Origin of the sequence: Arthrobacter gallicola (assembly GCF_014836775.1) — a bacterium.
In the GTDB taxonomy this organism is placed as follows: domain Bacteria; phylum Actinomycetota; class Actinomycetes; order Actinomycetales; family Micrococcaceae; genus Arthrobacter_B; species Arthrobacter_B gallicola.
In genome coordinates this window covers 266,486-286,207 of record NZ_JACSQD010000001.1, presented here as the reverse complement: position 1 = coordinate 286,207, position 19,722 = coordinate 266,486, and the positions used below count along the sequence as shown (strand labels likewise).

General features: G+C 62.3%; 18 protein-coding genes. 4 read left to right on the top strand and 14 right to left on the bottom strand.

Translation table 11 applies throughout. The features are described from left to right. Positions 1 to 207: 207 nt before the first annotated feature. Entirely contained in the window at positions 208 to 351 is a 144-nt protein-coding gene (locus H9639_RS01295) for a hypothetical protein (RefSeq protein WP_191806340.1), read from the bottom strand. A 582-nt stretch (positions 352 to 933) separates the two neighbouring features. On the opposite strand from H9639_RS01295, the gene H9639_RS01290 reads away from it, so the two are divergent. Further along, positions 934 to 1,911 carry an arsenic resistance protein gene (locus H9639_RS01290; RefSeq protein WP_191806339.1) on the top strand — a complete coding sequence of 326 codons (978 nt, stop codon included), beginning with the start codon at positions 934 to 936 and terminating at the stop codon, positions 1,909 to 1,911. A 195-nt stretch (positions 1,912 to 2,106) separates the two neighbouring features. Here the strand turns inward: H9639_RS01290 and H9639_RS01285 are convergent, their stop codons facing one another. From H9639_RS01285 to arsB, 6 genes are read right to left on the bottom strand one after another with little or no spacing between them, the layout of a single operon-like run. After that, positions 2,107 to 3,285, bottom strand: coding sequence for an ArsO family NAD(P)H-dependent flavin-containing monooxygenase (locus H9639_RS01285; protein ID WP_318241938.1), 1,179 nt, complete (start codon positions 3,283 to 3,285; stop codon positions 2,107 to 2,109). 45 nt (positions 3,286 to 3,330) lie between these two features. Further along, the gene (locus H9639_RS01280) at positions 3,331 to 3,753 is read right to left on the bottom strand and encodes an arsenate-mycothiol transferase ArsC (RefSeq protein WP_191806338.1); all 423 of its coding nucleotides are present in this window, start codon (positions 3,751 to 3,753) and stop codon (positions 3,331 to 3,333) included. Further along, a complete protein-coding gene (locus H9639_RS01275; RefSeq protein ID WP_191806337.1) occupies positions 3,753 to 5,279 on the bottom strand; it encodes an FAD-dependent oxidoreductase in 1,527 nt (508 codons plus the stop codon). The genes H9639_RS01280 and H9639_RS01275 overlap by 1 nt, the downstream gene beginning before the upstream one ends. Beyond that, positions 5,272 to 6,246 (bottom strand): thioredoxin-disulfide reductase, encoded by a 975-nt coding sequence (trxB, locus tag H9639_RS01270; RefSeq protein ID WP_191806336.1) that lies wholly within the window; start codon positions 6,244 to 6,246, stop codon positions 5,272 to 5,274. The genes H9639_RS01275 and trxB overlap by 8 nt, the downstream gene beginning before the upstream one ends. Before the next feature lie 30 nt (positions 6,247 to 6,276). Further along, complete coding sequence (locus H9639_RS01265; protein ID WP_191806335.1) at positions 6,277 to 6,699, bottom strand: arsenate reductase ArsC; 423 nt, start codon at positions 6,697 to 6,699, stop codon at positions 6,277 to 6,279. Continuing rightward, positions 6,696 to 7,805: an ACR3 family arsenite efflux transporter gene (arsB, locus tag H9639_RS01260; protein WP_318241937.1), complete on the bottom strand. Its 1,110-nt coding sequence runs from the start codon at positions 7,803 to 7,805 to the stop codon at positions 6,696 to 6,698. The genes H9639_RS01265 and arsB overlap by 4 nt, the downstream gene beginning before the upstream one ends. Positions 7,806 to 7,893: 88 nt before the next feature. Here arsB and H9639_RS01255 point away from each other — a divergent pair, with 88 nt between their 5' ends. Further along, a complete protein-coding gene (locus tag H9639_RS01255) occupies positions 7,894 to 8,271 on the top strand; it encodes an ArsR/SmtB family transcription factor (protein ID WP_191806333.1) in 378 nt (125 codons plus the stop codon). Positions 8,272 to 8,506: 235 nt separating this feature from the next. Here the strand turns inward: H9639_RS01255 and arsA are convergent, their stop codons facing one another. Continuing rightward, the gene (gene arsA, locus H9639_RS01250) at positions 8,507 to 10,273 is read right to left on the bottom strand and encodes an arsenical pump-driving ATPase (protein WP_191806332.1); all 1,767 of its coding nucleotides are present in this window, start codon (positions 10,271 to 10,273) and stop codon (positions 8,507 to 8,509) included. Between the two features lie 277 nt (positions 10,274 to 10,550). On the opposite strand from arsA, the gene H9639_RS01245 reads away from it, so the two are divergent. Further along, positions 10,551 to 10,895, top strand: coding sequence for an ArsR/SmtB family transcription factor (locus H9639_RS01245; RefSeq protein WP_191806331.1), 345 nt, complete (start codon positions 10,551 to 10,553; stop codon positions 10,893 to 10,895). A 694-nt stretch (positions 10,896 to 11,589) separates the two neighbouring features. On the opposite strand, the gene H9639_RS01240 is transcribed toward H9639_RS01245, so the two are convergent. From H9639_RS01240 to H9639_RS01215, 6 genes are all read right to left on the bottom strand, one after another. Further along, positions 11,590 to 12,231 carry a cation diffusion facilitator family transporter gene (locus H9639_RS01240; protein WP_191806330.1) on the bottom strand — a complete coding sequence of 214 codons (642 nt, stop codon included), beginning with the start codon at positions 12,229 to 12,231 and terminating at the stop codon, positions 11,590 to 11,592. Beyond that, positions 12,232 to 12,579, bottom strand: coding sequence for an ArsR/SmtB family transcription factor (locus H9639_RS01235; protein WP_191806329.1), 348 nt, complete (start codon positions 12,577 to 12,579; stop codon positions 12,232 to 12,234). It lies immediately after the preceding gene. 640 nt (positions 12,580 to 13,219) lie between these two features. Beyond that, the gene (locus tag H9639_RS01230; RefSeq protein ID WP_191806328.1) at positions 13,220 to 13,831 is read right to left on the bottom strand and encodes a recombinase family protein; all 612 of its coding nucleotides are present in this window, start codon (positions 13,829 to 13,831) and stop codon (positions 13,220 to 13,222) included. A gap of 113 nt (positions 13,832 to 13,944) precedes the next feature. After that, positions 13,945 to 15,210, bottom strand: coding sequence for a TniQ family protein (locus H9639_RS01225; RefSeq protein WP_225219046.1), 1,266 nt, complete (start codon positions 15,208 to 15,210; stop codon positions 13,945 to 13,947). Then, a complete protein-coding gene (locus tag H9639_RS01220; RefSeq protein ID WP_191806326.1) occupies positions 15,126 to 16,034 on the bottom strand; it encodes a TniB family NTP-binding protein in 909 nt (302 codons plus the stop codon). Before H9639_RS01220 ends, H9639_RS01225 begins: the two co-directional genes overlap by 85 nt. 2 nt (positions 16,035 to 16,036) lie before the next feature. Continuing rightward, a complete protein-coding gene (locus H9639_RS01215) occupies positions 16,037 to 17,725 on the bottom strand; it encodes a DDE-type integrase/transposase/recombinase (RefSeq protein WP_191806325.1) in 1,689 nt (562 codons plus the stop codon). 317 nt (positions 17,726 to 18,042) lie between these two features. On the opposite strand from H9639_RS01215, the gene H9639_RS01210 reads away from it, so the two are divergent. Beyond that, a complete protein-coding gene (locus H9639_RS01210) occupies positions 18,043 to 18,450 on the top strand; it encodes a hypothetical protein (protein ID WP_191806324.1) in 408 nt (135 codons plus the stop codon). Positions 18,451 to 19,722 lie beyond the last annotated feature (1,272 nt).

The window sequence follows — 19,722 nt, the reverse complement described above, 5'->3', positions numbered from 1 at the left end:
CTCAAAAGTGTTCCAGTCCATGTGCGCCGCCGATGTTAGCTGTTCAGACTTCCTATCTGAGCGCCAGAGTACCGGCAACCACGCTGAGGAAGCGGACCCGCGCGCTCCGGCCAGTGACCGACGGCTCCTTCGTCGCACCCGGGATCCTTTAACGCGACATCTTCGATTCGCTTCCACCCCCTCTTATGCCTGGAATGTCAGTCGGGACTAGTGGTCCTCAGTTGCCATGACACGGGTCCAGATCTCCGACAGCGGGGTCAGCGGCTCGCCGCCCGGTTCCCGAAAAGCCTGCAACATGTATTCGCCGAAACGCCTCCATGCCAGCGGCGCCTCAGGCTGGGCATCGCTCACGAGCCCCCCCGTTGGCAAAGAGCGGCATGTGCAGGTCGGTGTGGTCGAAGTCGGGCGACTCTCTCCCGCTCGGCAGGGAAAATGTCCGATGCCCCGTGTGGCGAAAGGATTACCTCACTGAAGGCCAAATCGGAGGACTGTTGCTCCAGGATGAACATCACGTAGTCCCGGAATGCCTCCCACGGTTCGGAGCGGGCCTGCTCGGCGGCCCGCTCCGTACCGTCCGCTACCAAGCCCTAACACCCGAACAGGAGCACGACCGGCTGATGCTTTCGGCATGGATGAGGGCACCGCAGCATTCATAGGCATACTCAACGGCAATATGCGCGACGGCGCCATGGAACCCACGCCAGATGACCTGTCGAAGCTAATCGGCCGGCCGGCCGAAACCGCTCATCGAGACCACGCGTTCCTGGGTCTGATGACATCGCAGTGGCCCCGGTGTGACGGTTTGAAGTGGCCCCACCCCAGTGTTGGAATCATCTGTTTGTTTCCAATGGTGGAGGGCATGGATGAAGGCACGCGTGGAGGTTTTCGCAGGGACGCCAGGGTGAGGGACATCCCCTAGGCTGGAATTTGAACATGACGCGCCTTGTTGAGGACCTTGAACGACACCAAATTCCTCTCTATCTCCTGGCCATCGTCACCGGTGGCCTCTTCGGTTGGTTGATTCCAGCAGCCGCTGAACCACTGGAAATATCGATCAACCCAGTACTGGGCCTACTGCTGTTCGCCACGTTCCTCGGGATACCATTCGCGAAAATCGGTCAGGCCCTCCGCGACGTCCGGTTCATGGCCACCGTCATGATCCTGAACTTCCTCATCGTCCCCGTCGTCGTCTTCGGTCTCTCACGCTTCGTCGCCCACGACCAGGCCCTGCTCATCGGCGTGATGATGGTCCTGCTCACCCCATGCATCGACTACGTCATCGTGTTCTCCGGCTTGGCCGGCGGATCCAGTGACTGGCTTCTGGCGGCCGCACCATTGCTGATGCTTACCCAAATGCTGTTACTGCCGCTTTACCTGCTGCTCTTCATCGGCCCAGAGCTTGTCTCAGCCATCGAGCCAGGACCCTTCATCGAAGCCCTCGTGGTGCTGATCATCATTCCCCTCATGGCAGCTGCTCTGACCCAGTGGTGGGCACGCCGAGCACTGGCAGCTCGTCACCTGATGGACCTCATGCAGAACCTCATGGTTCCCCTCATGATGCTCACCCTCGCGGTCGTGATCGGGTCCCAGATCGTCGGCGTCGGGCAGGAACTACGTTCACTGCTCGCGGTCGTACCGATCTACGTCGCGTTCTTGATCATCATGGTTCCCGTAGGAATGATCGCTGCACACGTCGCTCGTCTGGATGTGGGCAGCACGACAGCTGTGGTGTTCAGCGGTGCGACCAGGAACTCCCTCGTCGTTCTCCCACTAGCACTGGCGCTACCCGAACCCCTGGCCCTGGTTGCCCTGGTCGTCGTCACGCAAACGCTCGTAGAGCTCATCGGGATGGTCACCTACGTCAAAGCCCTACCCCGACTGATTCCACGCCACATTACCAGCCACGCATAGCTACAACACCAGCGAAGCCCTCTCGGCCAGCTCAGCTGCGTGGGGCCATTCACGGCCGTCACACCGCTTATTCTCCTTTTCTAGCTCCTTGAATTGATCCAGGAGCTCGTCTCGGTTGCCGGCCTTTACGAGCTCGGTTACGGAGGCGATCTGGGAGTCCAGAGGTTTACGGGCTTGGGCGGTACTCATGCGCGCTCAGAGACCGCGGGTAAGTTCGCTTTGGACATCCCATGAAGAAATCTCAGAGGGAGCGTGCGCTGCCCTCTCAGCAGCAGCGGCTACGGTGTCCCGGGCCGTGGCTCCGACACCAATGAGGGTGGCCGATGCCGGCCCGCACCAGTCTCCGTAGCCCAGAAAGAACAGCCCCGTGTTATCCACCGACCGGGTCACCAAATGCGCGTCCGTTGCTGGAACTCCGTTCCGGGCGGTCAGGCCCAACGGCTGCAAGTGCTGCAGCGCTGGACGGAACCCGGTGCACCAAAGAACGACATCGGCTTCTTGCTGCTCGCCGTTCTCCCACTGCACGCCGCTGGAAATGAACCTGGAGAACATGGGACGTGCTTGCAGCAAACCCGCATCCCGTGCTGCCCGGACGGCCGGCACAGCCACAATATCGCCCAACGAGCCAACATCACCGGCGCTGGGTTCCCCCGCTGCCAATGCCCGGGTGTGACGGGTCGCGATTTGAAAAAGTGCCCGTCCGTCGACATCATCGGGCAGGTAGCGCGGCGGTTTCCGCGTCACCCAGGTGACTGTGGCAACCGGTGCCAGGTCTGCCGCGATCTGCGCTCCAGAGTTGCCGCCGCCAACGACGATGACCTTCTGCCCTGCGTGGGCTTCGGGACCACGGTAACCGGCGGTGTGCAACTGCTGACCGGCGAACAAGTCGCCGCCGGGCAGCTGAGGAATAACCGGATTTCCCCAGTTCCCGGTGGCGTTGATGACGGCCCGGCTGGTCCACTGCCCCTGGTTGGTGTCGGTGATGTAGCCGTCGGCAGATACCCGCACGGACCCGACAGTCACGGCCCGGTGCACGGGGAGGTCATAACGCGCCTCATAGGTGCGCAGATATTCAGTGACGTGCTCTGCCGACGGATTGCCGTCGCCGTCCCGGGCAGGCATCTGATAGCCGGGCAGGGAACTGTAGGCGGCCGGGGAGAACAGTTCCAGACTGGGCCAGTAGTGCTGCCAGGCGCCGCCGGGATCCTTGCTGGCATCCAAAATGGTGAAGGTCGGGGCCCGACCGGACCTGCCGGAGGCCTCGTCCCGCCGCAGACGGTTTAAATAGAACCCCGCGGCGAGACCTGCCTGGCCGCCGCCGATCACCAGAACATCGACATCCCGGGGAACGTTCCTAGATAGTGTTCTCTGCACTGCTCTCGTTTCCTTGCCTCGGGCAGCCGGTGATGGAGATCCGGTTTAGGCGCCGTCGTGGCCGGTCAGTTCGGCGTGGAGCCTGCGGACCCGCTGGTTAATGTCATCACGGACCAGACGCATTCTTTCCATGCCGTCGATCCCGCGTTCGGAGGGTTCGTCAGTGTCCCAGATTTCGTGACGGATGCCTGCTGGCACCGTGACCTTCGCTGCGCGGCCCAAGGTCACCACCACATCGGCTGCTTCCAGCATGTGCTCGGTGACGGGCTTGGGCTCTTCCGAGCTGATATCGATGCCTAATTCGGCCAGGGACCGGGCGGAGAGCTCGTTAAGGGCGCCTCCGGGTTTGGTTCCGGCGGAGTGCACGTCAACGGCGCCGCGGGCGACATCCTTCATGAGGGCTGCGGCCATCTGTGATTTGCCGCCGTTCTTCACGCAGATGAACAGCACGTTCGGTGTGGCTGCCATTAGTTCCCCTTTTCTGCGGAGCGTCCGTGTTCCAGACCGGTGGGAATGCCAAGGAAGGCCGGTTCCGGCGTCCCGCAGCAGGAGGATCCGCTTTCCTGCGCAGCCGGAGCGGCTGCCGCCGGTTCCGATGCTCCACAGCAGCCGGCTTCGCTTTCCTGCGCAGCCGGAGCGGTTGCTGCCGGTTCCGGTGCCGCGCAGCAGGAGGAGGCACCCTGATCTGTCGCCGCGTCTGGGGTATCGCAGCTGCCGCCGAGGTCGGTGGAGCAGACACCGGTTTCGGGCAGGACCAGCTGAACATCGTCGGCCGCTTCCTGGTCTCCGGCCAGGGCCGCGGCGATGGAGCGGACCTGTTCGTAGCCGGTGGCCATCAGGAACGTGGGGGCCCGCCCGTAGGACTTCATGCCGGTGATGTAGAAGTCCTCCTCGGGGTGGGACAGCATCCGGGCGCCGTGCGGTGTCACCGTGCCGCAGCTGTGGAACTCGGGATCAATGAGCGGGCCCAGTGCGCGCGGCGCCTCCACTGCCGGGTCGAGGTCAAGGCGGATTTCGCGCAGCATGTCCAGATTCGGGCGGAAGCCGGTTGCCGGCACCAGCAGGTCCACGTCCAGCTGGGTTTCCCCTTCCGGGGTGGTCCCGAGGACGGCCAGTGTATCGGCGCTCTTGAAACCGGTGATGGTAAAGGAGGTGTGCAGTTCGATCCGGCCTTCCTCGACCAGGGCGCGCAGCCGGCTCCCCAAGGCTCCACGGGCGGGCAGACCGTCGAGATCGCCTCCGCCGTACACGCTTGCCGCGGAGGTGCGGCGGATGGCCCAGCTGATCCGGGTGCCCGGTTCCTGCGTGGCGAGCTCTCCCAGAGCAAGCAGGGTGTTCGCTGCCGAGTGCCCGGCACCGACGACCAGCACATGCTTGCCTGCGAAACGGGCACGGTCCCGGCCGGTGACGTCGGGCAGCGGCGCGGTGATGAAGCCGGCGGTGTAGGCCTCCGGTTCTCCTACGGCAGGCAGTCCGGCCTGGCCGAGCGGGTTCGGGGTGTTCCAGGTGCCGGAGGCATCAATGACGGCGCGGACGCGGTGATCGGTGATTGTGCCGGTGCCGTCTTTGACGCGAATGAGGAAGGGGGTGGTTTTCCGGCCGCCGGTGTGGGTCTTGTCCAGGCCTTCCCGGCTCACGGCAAGTACTTCGGTGTTGGTGTGCAGGGCGCTGCTGATGGCAGGCACGGCGGCCAGCGGACGGAGGTACTGCTGAAGGAGTTCGGCACCGGTGGGCAGTGTTTCGGCGTCCGGTTCCTGCCAGCCGGTATCGGCGAGCAGGCGGCGGGCGGCGGCGTCAATGTCGTACTGCCACGGCGAAAACAGGCGGATATGTCCCCAGGCTTCGACGGCGGCGGCCGGGGCGTTTCCGGCCTCGAAGATGACGGGCGTTAGTCCGCGCTCGATCAGGTGAGCGGCAGCGGCCAGGCCGACGGGGCCTGAGCCGATGACGGCGACGGGAAGCTGGGACAGTTCGGTTTCTGTGTTCTCAGGCATGAGTGGTTTTCTCTATGAGTGCGGTGGCGATGCTGTCGGTGTCTTCCAAGGCGGCCAGATAGCGTTCGGCGTCCAGTGCTGCGGAGCAGCCGGTGCCGGCAGCGGTGATGGCCTGCCGGTAGCGATGGTCCACGGCGTCGCCGCAGGCGAAGACGCCGGACAGGTTGGTGCAGGTGGTGGGGGCGTCGACCTTGATGTAGCCCTCAGAGTCGAGGTCGATCTGGTTTTGCACGAGTTCAGTGCGGGGTCTGTGGCCGATGGCCACAAAAATCCCCGTAGCGGCCAGTTCGCGGGTCTCACCATTTACGGTGTCTTTCAGGGTCACTCCCGTGACCTTGTCCTCGCTGTGGATGGCAGCGATTGCGCTGTTGAACTCGAAGCGGATTTTTTCGTTGTCCCGGGCACGCTGCGCCATGATTTTCGAGGCACGGAGGGAGTCACGGCGGACGATGACCGTGACGGAATTGGCGAAGCGGGTCAGGAAGAGGGCCTCTTCCATAGCGGAGTCCCCTCCGCCGACCACGATGATGTCCTGACCCCGGAAGAAGAACCCATCACAGGTGGCACACCAGGACACCCCATGCCCGGACAGTGATTTCTCCTCGGGCAGACCCAATTCCTTGTACGCGGAGCCGGTGGCCAGGATCACTGCCGGAGCCTGATAGGTGTTTCCGCCCATGGTGGTCACCTCTTTGATATGGCCCTGCAGCGAGACGGTGGAAACGTCGTCGTACTCGACGACGGCCCCAAACTTCTCAGCCTGTGCCCTCATTTTTTCCATCAGGTCCGGACCCTGGATTCCGTCGGGGAAACCGGGGAAATTCTCCACCTCGGTGGTGTTCATCAGGGCCCCGCCGGCGGTGACGGCGCCGGCAATGACCCGGGGCCGCAGACCGGCACGTGCCGCGTACACGGCGGCGGTGTAACCGGCCGGACCGGATCCGATGATGATCAGTTGTTCAGGCATGTGAGTCCTTTGGAAGGGTTGGTGCGCTTTCTATGCAGCTGGCAGGAGGTCGGCGATCAGGGCCTGTATCCGGCCTTTGATGTCGTCGCGGATGGGGCGGACGGCGTCCACGCCCTGGCCGGCAGGGTCCTCCAGTTTCCAGTCCTCGTAGCGCTTGCCGGGGAAGATCGGGCAGGCGTCGCCGCAGCCCATGGTGATCACGACGTCGGACTCCTTCACGGCCTCGGTGGTCAGCACCTTGGGCAGCTCGGCCGACATATCGATGCCCTCTTCGGCTATGGCTTCGACGGCGGCAGGGTTGACCGAGTTGGCGGGCGCGGATCCGGCGGACCGGACTTCGATCCGTCCCTCGCCGAGGGTGCGCAGGTACGCGGCGGCCATCTGCGACCGCCCGGCGTTGTGCACACAGACAAACAGGACGGAAGGCTTGGCTGTGGTTTCGGTGGTGCTCATCGGTTCGTCTTTTCTGGAGAAGCGGGAAGGGCAGGTTCGGCTGCGGGCCAGAATTTCTTCTGCGCCCAGAGGGCAACGTAGACCAGGGCGACCAGGACCGGGACTTCGATCAGGGGTCCGACGACGCCGGCCAGCGCCTGCCCGGAGGTCACTCCGTAGGTGCCGATCGCCACGGCGATGGCCAGTTCGAAGTTGTTGCCGGCAGCGGTGAAGGCCAGCGTGGTAGTGCGGGGATAGCCCAGGTTCAGGAGTTTGCCCAGGATCATGCCGGCGCCGAAGACCACGATGAAGTAGACCAGCAGCGGCAGGGCGATCCGGGCAACGTCCAGCGGGTTCGAGGTGATTTCATCGCCCTGCAGGGCGAAGAGCAGCACGATGGTGAACAGCAGGCCGTAGAGCGCCCAGGGGCCAAGTTTGGGCAGGAAGGTGCCCTCGTACCAGTCGCGGCCCTTTGCCTTTTCCCCGAGGACACGGGTGAGGAAGCCGGCCAGCAGAGGGATGCCGAGGAAGATGAGGACGCTGACGGTGATCGCCCAGAAGGAGAATTCCACGCTGGTTGTTTCCAGACCCAGCCACCCGGGCAGGACCTGCAGGTAGAACCAGCCCAGGGCGCCGAAGGCGAGAACCTGGAAGACGGAGTTGATGGCCACCAGCACGGCGGCGGCTTCGCGGTCCCCGCAGGCCAGGTCATTCCAGATCATCACCATGGCAATGCATCGGGCCAATCCGACGATGATCAGCCCGGTGCGGTACTCGGGCAGGTCCGGAAGGAAGATCCACGCCAGCGCAAACATGAACGCCGGCGCGGCCACCCAGTTCAGCACCAGCGAGGTGATCATCAGTTTCCGGTCAGCGACAACCTTACGGGTTTCGTCATAGCGGACCTTGGCCAGCACCGGGTACATCATGACCAGCAGGCCGACGGCGATGGGCAGCGACACATTGGCGATCTTCAGCGAGTCCATCGCCGGTCCGATGCCGGGCACAAGCCGGCCCAGGATGAGGCCGGCGGCCATGGCTGCGATGATCCACACGGGCAGGAACCTGTCGAGGGTGGAAAGCCGTGCAGTGACCTGGGTTTGGGGTGGTGCGGTGGACGTGCTCACGTAGCTCCTTGGCAGGGGAAAATTCTCGACATCAGGGATCGAAATAGATCGATGTCTCCGGGTCGAGTATCTCCATAGATATCGATGCATGTCAATCTGTGTGCATAATGGAACAGTGAACTCCGCACAGACAGCCCCCGATCCGACCGCCGAGGCCTGCTGCACGCCACTGACTTCCGAGGCACTGAGCGCCGAGGATGCCCAGCGGTTCGCACGGCTGCTCAAGGCTGTGGCCGATCCGACCAGACTGCGTCTGGTGTCGCTGATCGCCGCCCAGGAAAACAAGGAAGCCTGCGTCTGTGACCTCACCGAGCCGATCGGCCTGGGCCAGCCCACAGTCTCCCATCATCTGAAGATTCTGGTTGATGCCGGGATCCTCGACCGGGAAAAACGCGGCGTCTGGGCCTACTACTCCATCGTCCCGGGCGCACTGGAACGGGCCGCGGCAGTCCTGATTCCCCGGTGAATGCCGTTTTGTCAGCCCCTTACGGCCACTGAAGACCGACAACCGCGTGGTCTTTGATGTCCGGGGCCGCTCCTGAACCGACTCCCGCGCCGGAAAGTTCCGAGCGGACGGCTGCCGAGTTCATCTCCGCCTGCCCGACCGAACCCGTTGCCGGCTTCGGTCGGGCGGGGCAGCCAGATGCGGGCAAGCGAAGACGTTGGCCCGGACATCGCCCGCTTGGGTTTATTTTCTTCGCTCAGCGCAGTGAGGGTGCCGACTGGCCCCGGGTGAGGCCCGCGAGGGTGTCAATCCCTACCGGGTCTCCGGGTTGCATCGGCACGATCGCATACCGCCTGTGTGCCTCTGAAATCATGTTGATCTCGTTGATTTCGGCTCCTGCCCGTTGCTGCAGCAGCGGTGACCGGGGCCGGGCAGCGGCAAGGGAGTTGTTGATGACCCACGCCCAGGGCCGGATGCCGGCGCGCTCAAGATCCTCCTGCAGCTCTTCCGCCTCCAGACGGGGTGTGGTTTCCGCGAGAGTCACAAGCAGGACCTTGGTCTCCTCGGGGTTCCGCAGCCTCATCAGGGGCGTGGTGAAGTGTGTCCCCTCCCCCAGTTGGCGGCTGATTTCGCGATGATATGAGCCGGTGGCATCGAGCAGCAGCAGGGTATGTCCGGTGGGGGCCGTATCAACGACGACAAAATGCCGGCTCGCTTCATGAATGACGCGGGAGAAGGCCTGGAAGACCGCCACCTCCTCGTTGCACGGGGATTTCAGGTCCTCCACGAGACCGGCCCTCCCCTGTTCGTCGAGGGCAGCACCCTTGGTTGCCAGGACCCGCTCCTGGTACCGGCGGGTAGCCTCGACCGGGTCAATACGCGACACCCGCAGGTTTACAAGGCTTCCATCCAGGGTCTCCGTGAGATGAGCTGCGGGGTCCGTGGTGGTCAAATGAACCGGGTGGCCGCGCTGGGCCAGCGCCACCGCAATAGCGCTGGCGATCGTTGTCTTGCCAACCCCGCCTTTTCCCATGCACATGATCAGCCCGTGGCCGTCTTTGGCCAGCTCGTCCACCAGTGCAGCCAGAGGTGCCCGCGGGACTGCCTCCTGTGTTGTTGTTGCAGGCGGCGTCGGTGCCGGCTGGGAACTGAACAGGGTCTGCAGTGCCTTGATTCCGACCATGTTAACCGGCTTAAGTTCGATTTCTTCGATCGGCAGGTTCCGCAGTTGGGCCGGCAGCTGCGCCAGTTCGGCCTGTTCCCGGGCATAGATGGCTTTTGCGAGCGGGTCCGCGTCACCGGGGTAGGGAAGCACGCCGTTGATAACAACATACTGGTTGCCCAGTCCGATCTCGGCCAGATCGGTGTGGGTGCGGGCAATTTCGGTGAGTGCGGAGTGCTGGGCGCGGGTGACCAGCACCATTCGGGTCCGCTCAGGGTCTGCCAGAGCTTCCACGGCCCCGGCATAAACGCCCCGCTGCTTCTCGAGCCCTGACAACGGACCGAGGCAGGAGGCATCGCCCTTTCCGGCGTTGAGAAACTCCGTCCAGGATCCGGGCAGCTGCAGCAGCCGGATGGTGTGACCGGTTGGTGCGGTGTCGAACAGGACGTGATCGAAACCGGAAATTATGGTCTCATCCGTGAGCAGTGCGGTGAATTCGTTGAACGAGGCGATCTCAGTGGTGCAGGAACCAGAAAGCTGTTCCGTCATCGAGGCGATCTCATCCTCGGGGATCAGCCCCCTGACCGGGCCGATAACCCGTTCACGGTAGGCCTCCGCCGCCTGCTCGGGGTCGATTTCCAGGGCTGTGAGTCCGGGTACATCTGCCAAGGGGGTAGGGGTGTTGCCGATACTCACGCCGAAAACCTGTCCCACGTTGGATGCCGGGTCGGTACTCACGAGCAACACCCTCTCGCCTGCCCGGGTCATGGCCAGAGCCGCGGCACAGGCGATAGAGGTCTTTCCCACTCCGCCCTTACCGGTGAAGAACAGGAATCGGGGTGCGTTCTTGAGAAACTTCATCAGGGTCACCTTTCCGCTGCACCTCCATGTGTCTGTGCGTAATCCCGCAGAATGCTCCAACAGAACGGGAGCAATCAGCGTGTCCCTCTTCGCGATGTGGCCAAGGCTGCGGGTCCGGGCGGTCGCACTTCATGCTGCGAGGCCATAGAACGCGTTGTCCGCCAACGGCCATCATGTCGGGCCGGTATGCCCCAACCATGCGGTTCACCGTCCACCGGGCTCCTCGACCTGCGACACCATTTTGACGGATTCCATCGAGGTTCGTCAATATAGATACATGTCGATTGATCAGGTTATCCAGTTCTTCGATGTGCCCGTGCCTCCATTAACACAGGAACCCCTGTCGGGGGATCTAGCGTCCGGAACAGCCAAGAAGTTCAAGGCGCTCGGTGATCCGGCACGGCTTCGGCTGTTCAATTTAATCGCCTGTCACCCTCGGGGAGAGAGTTGCGTGTGTGACTTGGCTGCAGCCGTGGAGCTTTCTCAGCCGACGGTTTCGCATCACCTGAAGGTTTTGCGTGAGGCTGGCCTGCTCGAATGCGAACGTCGGGGCAACTGGGTGTTTTACCGAGTGATTCCGTCAGCACTGGCCCTGTTGTCTGCCCTGTTGCTATCGGAATAAGCAAGGAGGTCCTCGAATCATTGAATCAACGGTTCGCCCAACCATAGTCCTCCGCTGGAGAAGATTTTCGTCCCTGAGTTGAGATTGTCGACAGTCTGGCTGCCAGACTGTCGACAATCTGGCCACGCCGGGACAACACCCTGACGAGCCGGGACAGGCTCGATGTGTTCATAGCGGAGGCCGAACGTAAGCGGGACAAATTCGCCCTCAATTTAGTCCGCGCCGAAGCATTCATAACCGAGTTGGGCAGGCGACGCGCAACAGCCTGACCATGTGCTTGCGGGCCTCAGCAAATGAGTTGAAGCGGGTCAAACTTGCCATGTTACAAGTGCCGGTCCGAACCTGGCTGACTCCGGTATCGCACTGGCGGATCCGGCAGTGACAACAGCGGTGAACACCGCCCCTGCCATGAACGCTGCTGCCCCCTGAACCTCCAACTGCCAGGGAGCGCGTACAGATCACCGTTCCCGCTGGGGAAGTAGTGGAGTCCCGGACAGCGAACGCCGCCCTGCAAATAGCCGGCGGCGCGCTGGTGTTCGCGGGAGCCGGGGCACTTGCCTTAGGAGGGCGTCGGCGCAGGGCTGCCGCATAGACCAGTTGGAAATGAATCAGCGGTTGAGCTGTGCAGATTAGTCTGCACAGCTCAACCGCTGTGGTTTGTCTATGAGTTGAAGGGAGCGGAGGTTAGAGGGTCCTAGTCGTCGTCTTCGACCAGTTCACCCTCCCAAGCTTCCTTGCCTTCGTGGATGGCGAACGCCGCGATTATGAAGCCTGCGACCGGATCCAGCCAGGCAGCTCCGGTGAGCATGTAGAGGACCAACGCGACGAGCGTGGAGATGCTGAGTAGTACGCAGACGCGTGTCTCGGCAGCATCGGCAAGAATCAGGTTGTCGCCAAGTTCCATTCCCACGCGCTTTTTCATGGCTGCCAGGAAGGGCATCACGATGACCGAAAGTACGAGGATTCCGATGCTCAGGGGCGAGCTGTCGGGGGCTTCTCCTTCGATCAGGCTGGCGATACCCTCGTAGATGACGTAGGCGGCGAGGATGAAGAAAGTCACCGCGACGAGCTTGAGGGTGATTCTTTCCTTTTTTTCATCGGCCTCGCCGTGCCGCAGGCGTGCAGCCAAGCGTAGACCCACTAGTATGGCTGCGATCGACTCAATGCCTGAGTCGATGCCGAAGCCGATAACGGAAACCAGCCCGGCCAAGAGTCCCGCAGTTATGGCGACGATGCCTTCAACGACGTTGTATGCGACGGTGAACTGGGCCAGTCGGAGGCCTTTGCGGGTGAGCTGTTCAGTTCTCTCCGGGGTGAGTGTGCCGGTGGCTTCCATCTACTTCCCTCCCTTCGAGGTTCCGTAGTTCTCGCACAGCGCGACCTTGTATCCGGTGGCGGAGAGTAGCTTCTCGGCCGATTTCAGCACGTCAATGAGTTCAGGGCGGCTGAGCGAGTAGTACGTCTGTCGCCCTTCAGGGCGTCCTTCTACCAAGCCGCAGTCGCGCAGGCAGGCAACATGGGCTGAGACTGTGGATTGTGCCAGTCCCAGGTGTTCAACCAGGTCGGTGACCCGGTGCTCTCCTTGGAGCAGGTGCTGGATGATAGCCAGCCGTGTTGGGTCTGCCAGTGAATTGAACAGGGCCACGGCGGGCCCGGCATCCGTCAAACAAGTATCAATCGTCATGCGCCGATCTTATCGTTAACAAGCGATGATTGATAAAGCCCGCCAGCCCGGTGACTACACGAGACCTGGAGCAGCACAGCACCCATCCACTGTCCGCTGCGATCACCGCCTCCGCCCCGGACGCAAGCACCAAGGACGTCAGCGAGGCTGCGGGGGCACGGCGTCACCGGATCAGCTCTTCGAGCCGATTGTGGGCCTTAGCCAAGCGTCCTATGGCCACCTTCGGGCTCTGCATCCAACGCCGGGCTTCCTTCAACTCCAGATCGACGGCTGCGAGCAGCCGAAGCCCTTCTCTTGTTCCCAAAATATCCAGCCTCCCGCTGGAAGGCAGGACCCTGCGTCCGTTGCCCCTCCTGCTAGCCATCCTGCCAGCTTTGATCACGAAGAATTAAGTGCAGGGGGCTGGTCTCGAATGCCCCGTTCTGCATTGGCAACTCCCACAAGTGCAATGAAGGGACGGAGTACCACCGGACAGCAAGGACGGCCTAGCGTCCGCAAGCCAGTCCCCCATCGCTACAGCTTCGGGCCGTCCCCCGTGGCCTTGCTGCTGATTTAGGAGACCCGTGTCATGACGGCTCCGAATGATTCCCGTATGACCCGCCTGAGAAACTGCCCGGTGCGGGTGCGACAAACGGACGCACTACCGTGAGAGGAGCTTTTCACCGTCGGGGCGCAGTTCCCCGGTGGGCGAGACGTGGCGGTAGAGGGTTTGGCGGGTGACGCCGAGTTCGGCGCAGAGGTCGCTGACCCTGGTTCCTGGTTTGCCCATGGACGCCATGGCGAGCCTGAGTTTCGCCGGGGTCATCTTGTAGGGGCGTCCGCCGTTACGGCCGCGGACCCGGGCGGAGGCTAGCCCGGCCAGGGTGCGTTCGGAGATGAGTTCGCGTTCAAATTCGGCCAGGGCGGCGAAGATCCCGAAGACAAGCTTCCCGGAAGCGGTGGTGGTGTCGATGGCCGCACCCTGACCGGTGAGGACTTTGAGTCCGATGCCTCGTTCGGTGAGGTCGTGGACGATGTTGACCAGGTGGCGCAGGTCCCGGCCGAGCCGGTCCAGTTTCCAGACTATGAGGGTGTCGCCGTGGCGCAAGGCCTTGAGGCAGGCAGCCAGCTCGGGCCTGTCGTCCTTCTTCCCGGAGGCACGTTCGTCGTAGAGGGAGTCGGCACCGACGCCGGCGGCCAGGAGTGCGTCGCGCTGCAGGTCCGTAGTCTGTGACCCGTCCGTCTTTGAGACGCGCATATATCCAACGAGCACAGCCGTCACCCCTCATCATTTATACGTTCGTTTAAGTGACAGTCTGATTCCAGATCGGCCCGGAATCGAAATATGTCACTTAACGCGTTATTTATTCTAAGTCATGCAAAGGGCTACTGATTCTCTGTTTGTGACAAGAAGTCCAGGGGTATCTGAAGCTCGGCGAAGGTTTGCCGGAGACTGCGCACGGATTCTTCACTCCGGCATCCATACCGTGCGAAATCGTAGAGCGGCTGCGCGACGACTGGGTTTACTTTGGCTGCTGCGATGCAGACTTCCAGTGCATCCGTTGCCTGCTTCCAGAGCTCATCGAGGGTCCGCTTCTCCTGAGCGGTTGCTGTCAGTGGTCCACGTGGGGTTCCGTCGCTGATCCGGGGGTCCGGTTCCGGTCGCAGGAGGTACGCGGAGGTTCCCAGCGCGGTCAGTGCGCCGGCTTCAATCAGTTCCATCGCGGCGGCGGCCGCTTCGAGCAGCTGCTGCTGGACGGGCCAGTGGAGGGTCTCGAACGGCTGCCACGAATACAGGCCGGCCCTGAACGGGTGACCGCAGTGTTCCCAGACACGACGCACATCGTCCAGTTGCCGCCCATATCGTCCCTGGGCTGTGGTGAGTTCGTCCAGGATGGTCCGCAGCAGCCGGAACCAGATGCTGGCGTGAACCGGATATCGGGGCAGGTCCACGAAGCCAGTGGTTATCGCCTGCCACGTGCGCCTGTCCATGAGGGACAGCGACTCCGGCAGCGGCCGCTGGTCATGGGCGGGAGTTGCCCACAGACTGAAATCAGGAGGGTGCCCTTCGTAGGTTTCGAGCCGGCGCCCGTGTACCAGGCAGCTGGCCATGAGCGGCAATTGCCAGAAGAGCAGTATCGCCGGGCTTGATGCCAGGCAGTCCGGGCATCCCCGCCGCGCCCCGGTGACCGACAGCCATGGCACCCACTTCTGCGGGGCGTAGATATTGCGCCGCTTCGGTGGCAGGAGCACGGAGAGCTGGTGCACATAGGTTTCGTAAGCGCCGGGCGCAGGGCTGAGGCTGTCAACGAGCCATGGCACCCATCCGGCCATGGTCATAGCAATCACGCGGTGTTGATCAAGACCGGTGCGCTTGGCGAGCTCTTCAAGCAGATCCCTCGGCGGGTCCAGATCCAGCTCGGGGTCGCTCAGTTCCCTTTGGCCAAGTCCGTGTTCGAGGAGCTCGTAGGAGTGCATGTCATAGCTAGAGGCAATCCGCCGCAACCAAGAAGACAACGATTCCATTTCCACTGGAGCCGGGTGCAGAGGCCAGCGTTCCGGCGGTCTCACATTAGTTCGCGTTCGAACAAGCGCCGCCGTTCGGCGGGTCCTGCATAGTCGGCCATGGCCAGGGTGCGGCGATTGATGCATTCTTCCCCGCTTTCAACGGCGGCGATCGCCGCGGTCGTCAAGAGGCGGGTGAGTTCGCCAATGGTTCCCTCGCTTCGGGTTAGCAAATACTGCGCCATATCGGAGGTGGCGATGTCCGAGGGGCGCTGCAGCGGCAGGGCTACGGCGAAGCTGGCCAACAACGACAGGGTGTCCTCACCCATATTCCACAGGGGAAGGACGATGGGTTCGAACCTGTTCTCCAACTGATCATCGGATCTGACCGCAAGATACGCTTCCCGTGTTCCGACGCCGATGATCGGCATGCGCAGCTCGTTGCCCAGGAATCGCAGGAGGTTGAGGAACTCCCGGCGGCTGTTGCCCTGCCCGGCGAGGACATTGTGCAGCTCGTCGATGACAAGCATCCGCACTCCCGTTGAACGCAGCAGCTTCAGCGAGATCTGCTCCACGTCAGCCAGACGCCGGCGTGGCTGAAGAGGCGCACCCAGCGCTGCCAGGAGCGCGATGTAGAAGCGCAACACGGACGGCTCGGACGGCATCTGCACGCACAACACCGGAGTGCTTTCCCGGTTTGCCTCGGTCACAGGCAGGTGCCCCCGACGAAACTTTTCCACGATCATCGACTTGCCATTGTTCGTCGGCCCGATCAACAACAGGTTCGGCATTCGCTGTTTGTCCGGCCAGCACAGCAGGGTCTCCAGGCGGGCCACCGCCTCCACCGCGCGTGGGTAGCCGATCCACCGGTCGGCCCGGATCAGTTCAACCCGTTCGTTCGCAGGCAAACGGGCCGCGTCCCGCATGCTCGGGTGCAGGTGGGACAACTCGGGTGCCTCGTACTCGGGCATGGTCACCACTGCTCGATCTGATCGAATCGCGCCACTCTGGCCGCGTCCGAGACCGTGTCCGGCGCCTGATCAGCAGCGGCTTCCAGCGGGAGTGAAGGGGCTGGCACCCCGGCGCGTCGCGTCGTCGCTACATTGCGGCGCTCGGCGTCGCGTCGCATGCGACGCGTGGTCTTCGACGCAGTAGTCGCGATCTCTCGCATCTGCTCGATCGTGCGGAACAACGCCGCCTCATCCACTTGCGCTATGCCTCGCTCGTGTAGCCGCGCCAAGGCATGCCTGTGCTCCCATAGGCTCACAGACGGGTTCGCCATCGTCCGGTAAGGAACCTCCACATAATGAACCCCCTCTGGTTCCAGCACCCAGATTCGGCTGATGTCCCGGGGGTCCCGACGGATCAGAAACGGTCCAAGCGTGTCGCGCCGGCTGATCCAAGGCTTCAGCGCATTCGAGAAATAGTGGACGTGGTCGATGACGAATCCCGTCCGCGTCAGGGTGCGGCGCACGACGGGAAGGAAGTCAACCAGGAACGCTGTCGGGTTCGAGGCAACCGCCGGCAGCCCCTGAGCCGCCACTCCTTCTGCCCACCGACCGCTGGGAGTCTGCGCCAAGGTGCTGTGGATGGTGCCGTGGTAGCTGGTCATGGCGAGGGTCATCCATTTCTCCAGCTCTCGCAGCGTCAGCGCAGCCTTCCGGTCCGAGTCATACCGGCCCCGTTCAATGGGATTGGAAAAGGTGGTTCCGGGGAGTTCATGGATTTGCTGCATCGCGGTGCCAATCACCCGTTCCACGATCCCACCATAGTGAGGCCGGCCCGGCGGGCGGTAGGCCAGCTCGATACCGTGTTGCTCGCATCCTCGCCGGAGCGCCTCGCTCTTGAATTCGCTGGCGTTATCCAGGTGCAGCTGCTTCGGCTTCCCGCTCATGGGCCACTGCGCCTCAATAGCCAAACTTTCAAGCCATGGCCTTTTGTCAGTGCTGGCATGCGCCAGGCACAGCCCGACCGACACTGCCGAGGGAGCCTCCAGAGTCACGACCATGCCAATAATGCATCGGCTGTAGACATCGATCGCGACAGTCAGATAAGGGCGGCCGATCGGCTGGCGCTCCCGTTCGTCCACGACGATGACGTCAATGACCGTGTGATCGACCTGCACCTGTTCCAAAACTGTGCCGATCGCCGGCACCTCGTCCCCAGCTGACTGCAACGGCCGTACCGCATTGGCACCACCCCTGCGCCGGCCTACCTCAACTGGATTCAGCGCCCGGATTCGCCGCTCGACCGTGTTCCGGGCCGGGACAGGGAGCTGTCGTTCGCGGCACGCTGCAGCGATGTCGCGATACACCGCCGCCAAGGTCCGCTTCTGCCGGGTCAGGAACTGCTTCCGCACGATCTCGCGGATGAGGTCTTCGACCTCGTCCAACAGACGCGCGGTTCCTTTGCCTCCCGAGGAGCGGCCCGGGGCCAAATCCGTCAGCAACCCAGACCCGCTGCGATGGCGTTTGATTAGCACGTAGACCTGGCGTGGCGATATGCCCAACGCCAGTGCGGCTGCATCAACTGCCGCCCTGCCGACGACCGCTTGCGCTGCCAATGGCGTGATCACCACCGACGTTGACTTCGTCCGGTCCCACAGAGCATCTGGCATGGTCAACGTGCCCGGCTCACGAACGTGTGCAGATTCTTCACCCACTCCGCTACCTCCCTTGGTGTGCAGAGGAGTAGTAAGCAACAACGACGTTAGTGCAGAGGAGTGCGGAAAAACCAGTGCTCAACACTCGTCTGCACAACTGCGAGAACAGGCGGCCAGCCGTGCAGGCGGGTATGGAAAATGACATCTTGAGAACAATAGGAAGTGTTCGGCGATGCGATGAAGGACCGGCTTGTGGGAACCCTCAAGTGCTTATGTTCGGAGTGAGTCCTGCACCGTCCGTTAGGCTGGGGTCGTTGCATCGATGGGGTGTGGCAGCTGGTCAGGGGGCCACCATTAACAGAAGACCGTCAGTAGGAATGATCGTCGTATTAGCGATCTCGGGTGGCGTTGTCCTCGGAATTGGAACGATGCCCTTATCGGCGCCTGGTGAATCCGCTGCTGAAACTGCCAGAGTTGCGATGGCTCCAAAAGCGTCGACGGGGTCTTCTGAGCTGAAGGATGATCCTTCGACGGCGGTCTACGAACCGTTCATCGATTGTTCTGCTGATTATGCCTCCGGTCCCGGCGCGGCCCTGGACCGCAGCAACCTGATCGGGCCGGGGAACAGCGTGATGGTTTCACCCGAGCAGCTGAGCGTCATGGGGCTGCCGGAATCAGAGGTCACAGCCCAAGAACACGCATGGAATGACTTGAACCCCGAAATGCGAGAAGAGCAGTTGTGCCGTGCTGCTCAGCAGGACGATTTCACGAAGGAATCCCGTTGAGCGGTCATTCTGCTTTTGATGAGCTGGGTTGTCACTGGAGAGATCACGGCCTTTCGAATAACTCTGCAAGCTTGCAGAACCAAGGAACTCGCTGATGACGGATCACGGGGCCCGGTTTAGAACTCGTCAACGACGAAGGCGCGGCGCGAAGCTTGCTATCGGTCTCCTTCTCGCTGCCTGGGTGGGATCTGTTGCCTTCAGCGCTGTAAATGAGGGTGCCGTTCCTCCCGTCTCGGAGTTCGGAAATATTCCCGCCCCCAGCAGGGCAGGAGAAATTTCACAATTTTGTGGCTCCGGAGGTTGCTGGTGGGAAATGGACGTTGAAATCGAATTCCCGCAGACTGCAGGGTCTTTAGTCGCCGATCTGGGGCTGGCATCGGAACGTTGTGAGCCGATGAACTTGTGGACGTTGCGCAAGACATGCACCGGCCGTGTTGAAGGTGGTGGGAGTCTTAGGATCTACCTGCGGTCTGACTTCTTGCTGTCCAAGTATTAGTCGTGTCAAGTTCCAGTTGGCCGAAGAGGCATGTCCCGCTCAGGGATCGGCTACCGCACAAAATTTCAGTCGGTGATGGCTCGTGCCATTCGTTCTGCGGAGCGCCGTTCCGCAAGGACGAACTGATAGCTGCGGCCACTATTCTCCGAGAAGGTAACGACCGCAGAGCCGCCCATGTTCATCCGCACGAGGGAACCCCGTTTGTGTGAGGTTACAGGCCAGTTCACCAAGCCAGTATTCATCCCGCTGTCCGTATCAAACAGAAACATCGTGCAAGTCACCTCGTCGCACTGTGTGCTTCCAAAGTGGTCCAGAGAGCTTGACCTGCTCCTCATCAACTACCGCTGCGATCCGGGCCAGGAAGCACCACCACAAACCAACACCCAGGAAAAAGACCGCTCCGAGGTAGAGCTCCCAAGATGACTCGAGTCCGCCTGTCACCGCGAGAAGTACGGCTATCAAAAGCAGAAAGACACCGCCACCCCATCGAAGCCAATCAGGTGGACGTTCTACAAAGACTGGTCTATCTGTCATTCCTGAGAGGACAATGCGGTGCTCCCTCCGTACCTCATTTGGCAGGACCCCGCCCTCTAGCGAGATCTGCGGCCCGATTATCAAAGTTACTCGCTTCTCACCAGCTGCAACCATTTCCTCGATGCTGGCCTCGCCTCTGTTGTGATCGGTGCATGAAAGCGCATTCGACATGCACCCGTAAGCCGGTCCTTGACCGCGACGCTCTGCAGGGGCGATCCAGGCGAAAAGCCGTCCCGTTTGGG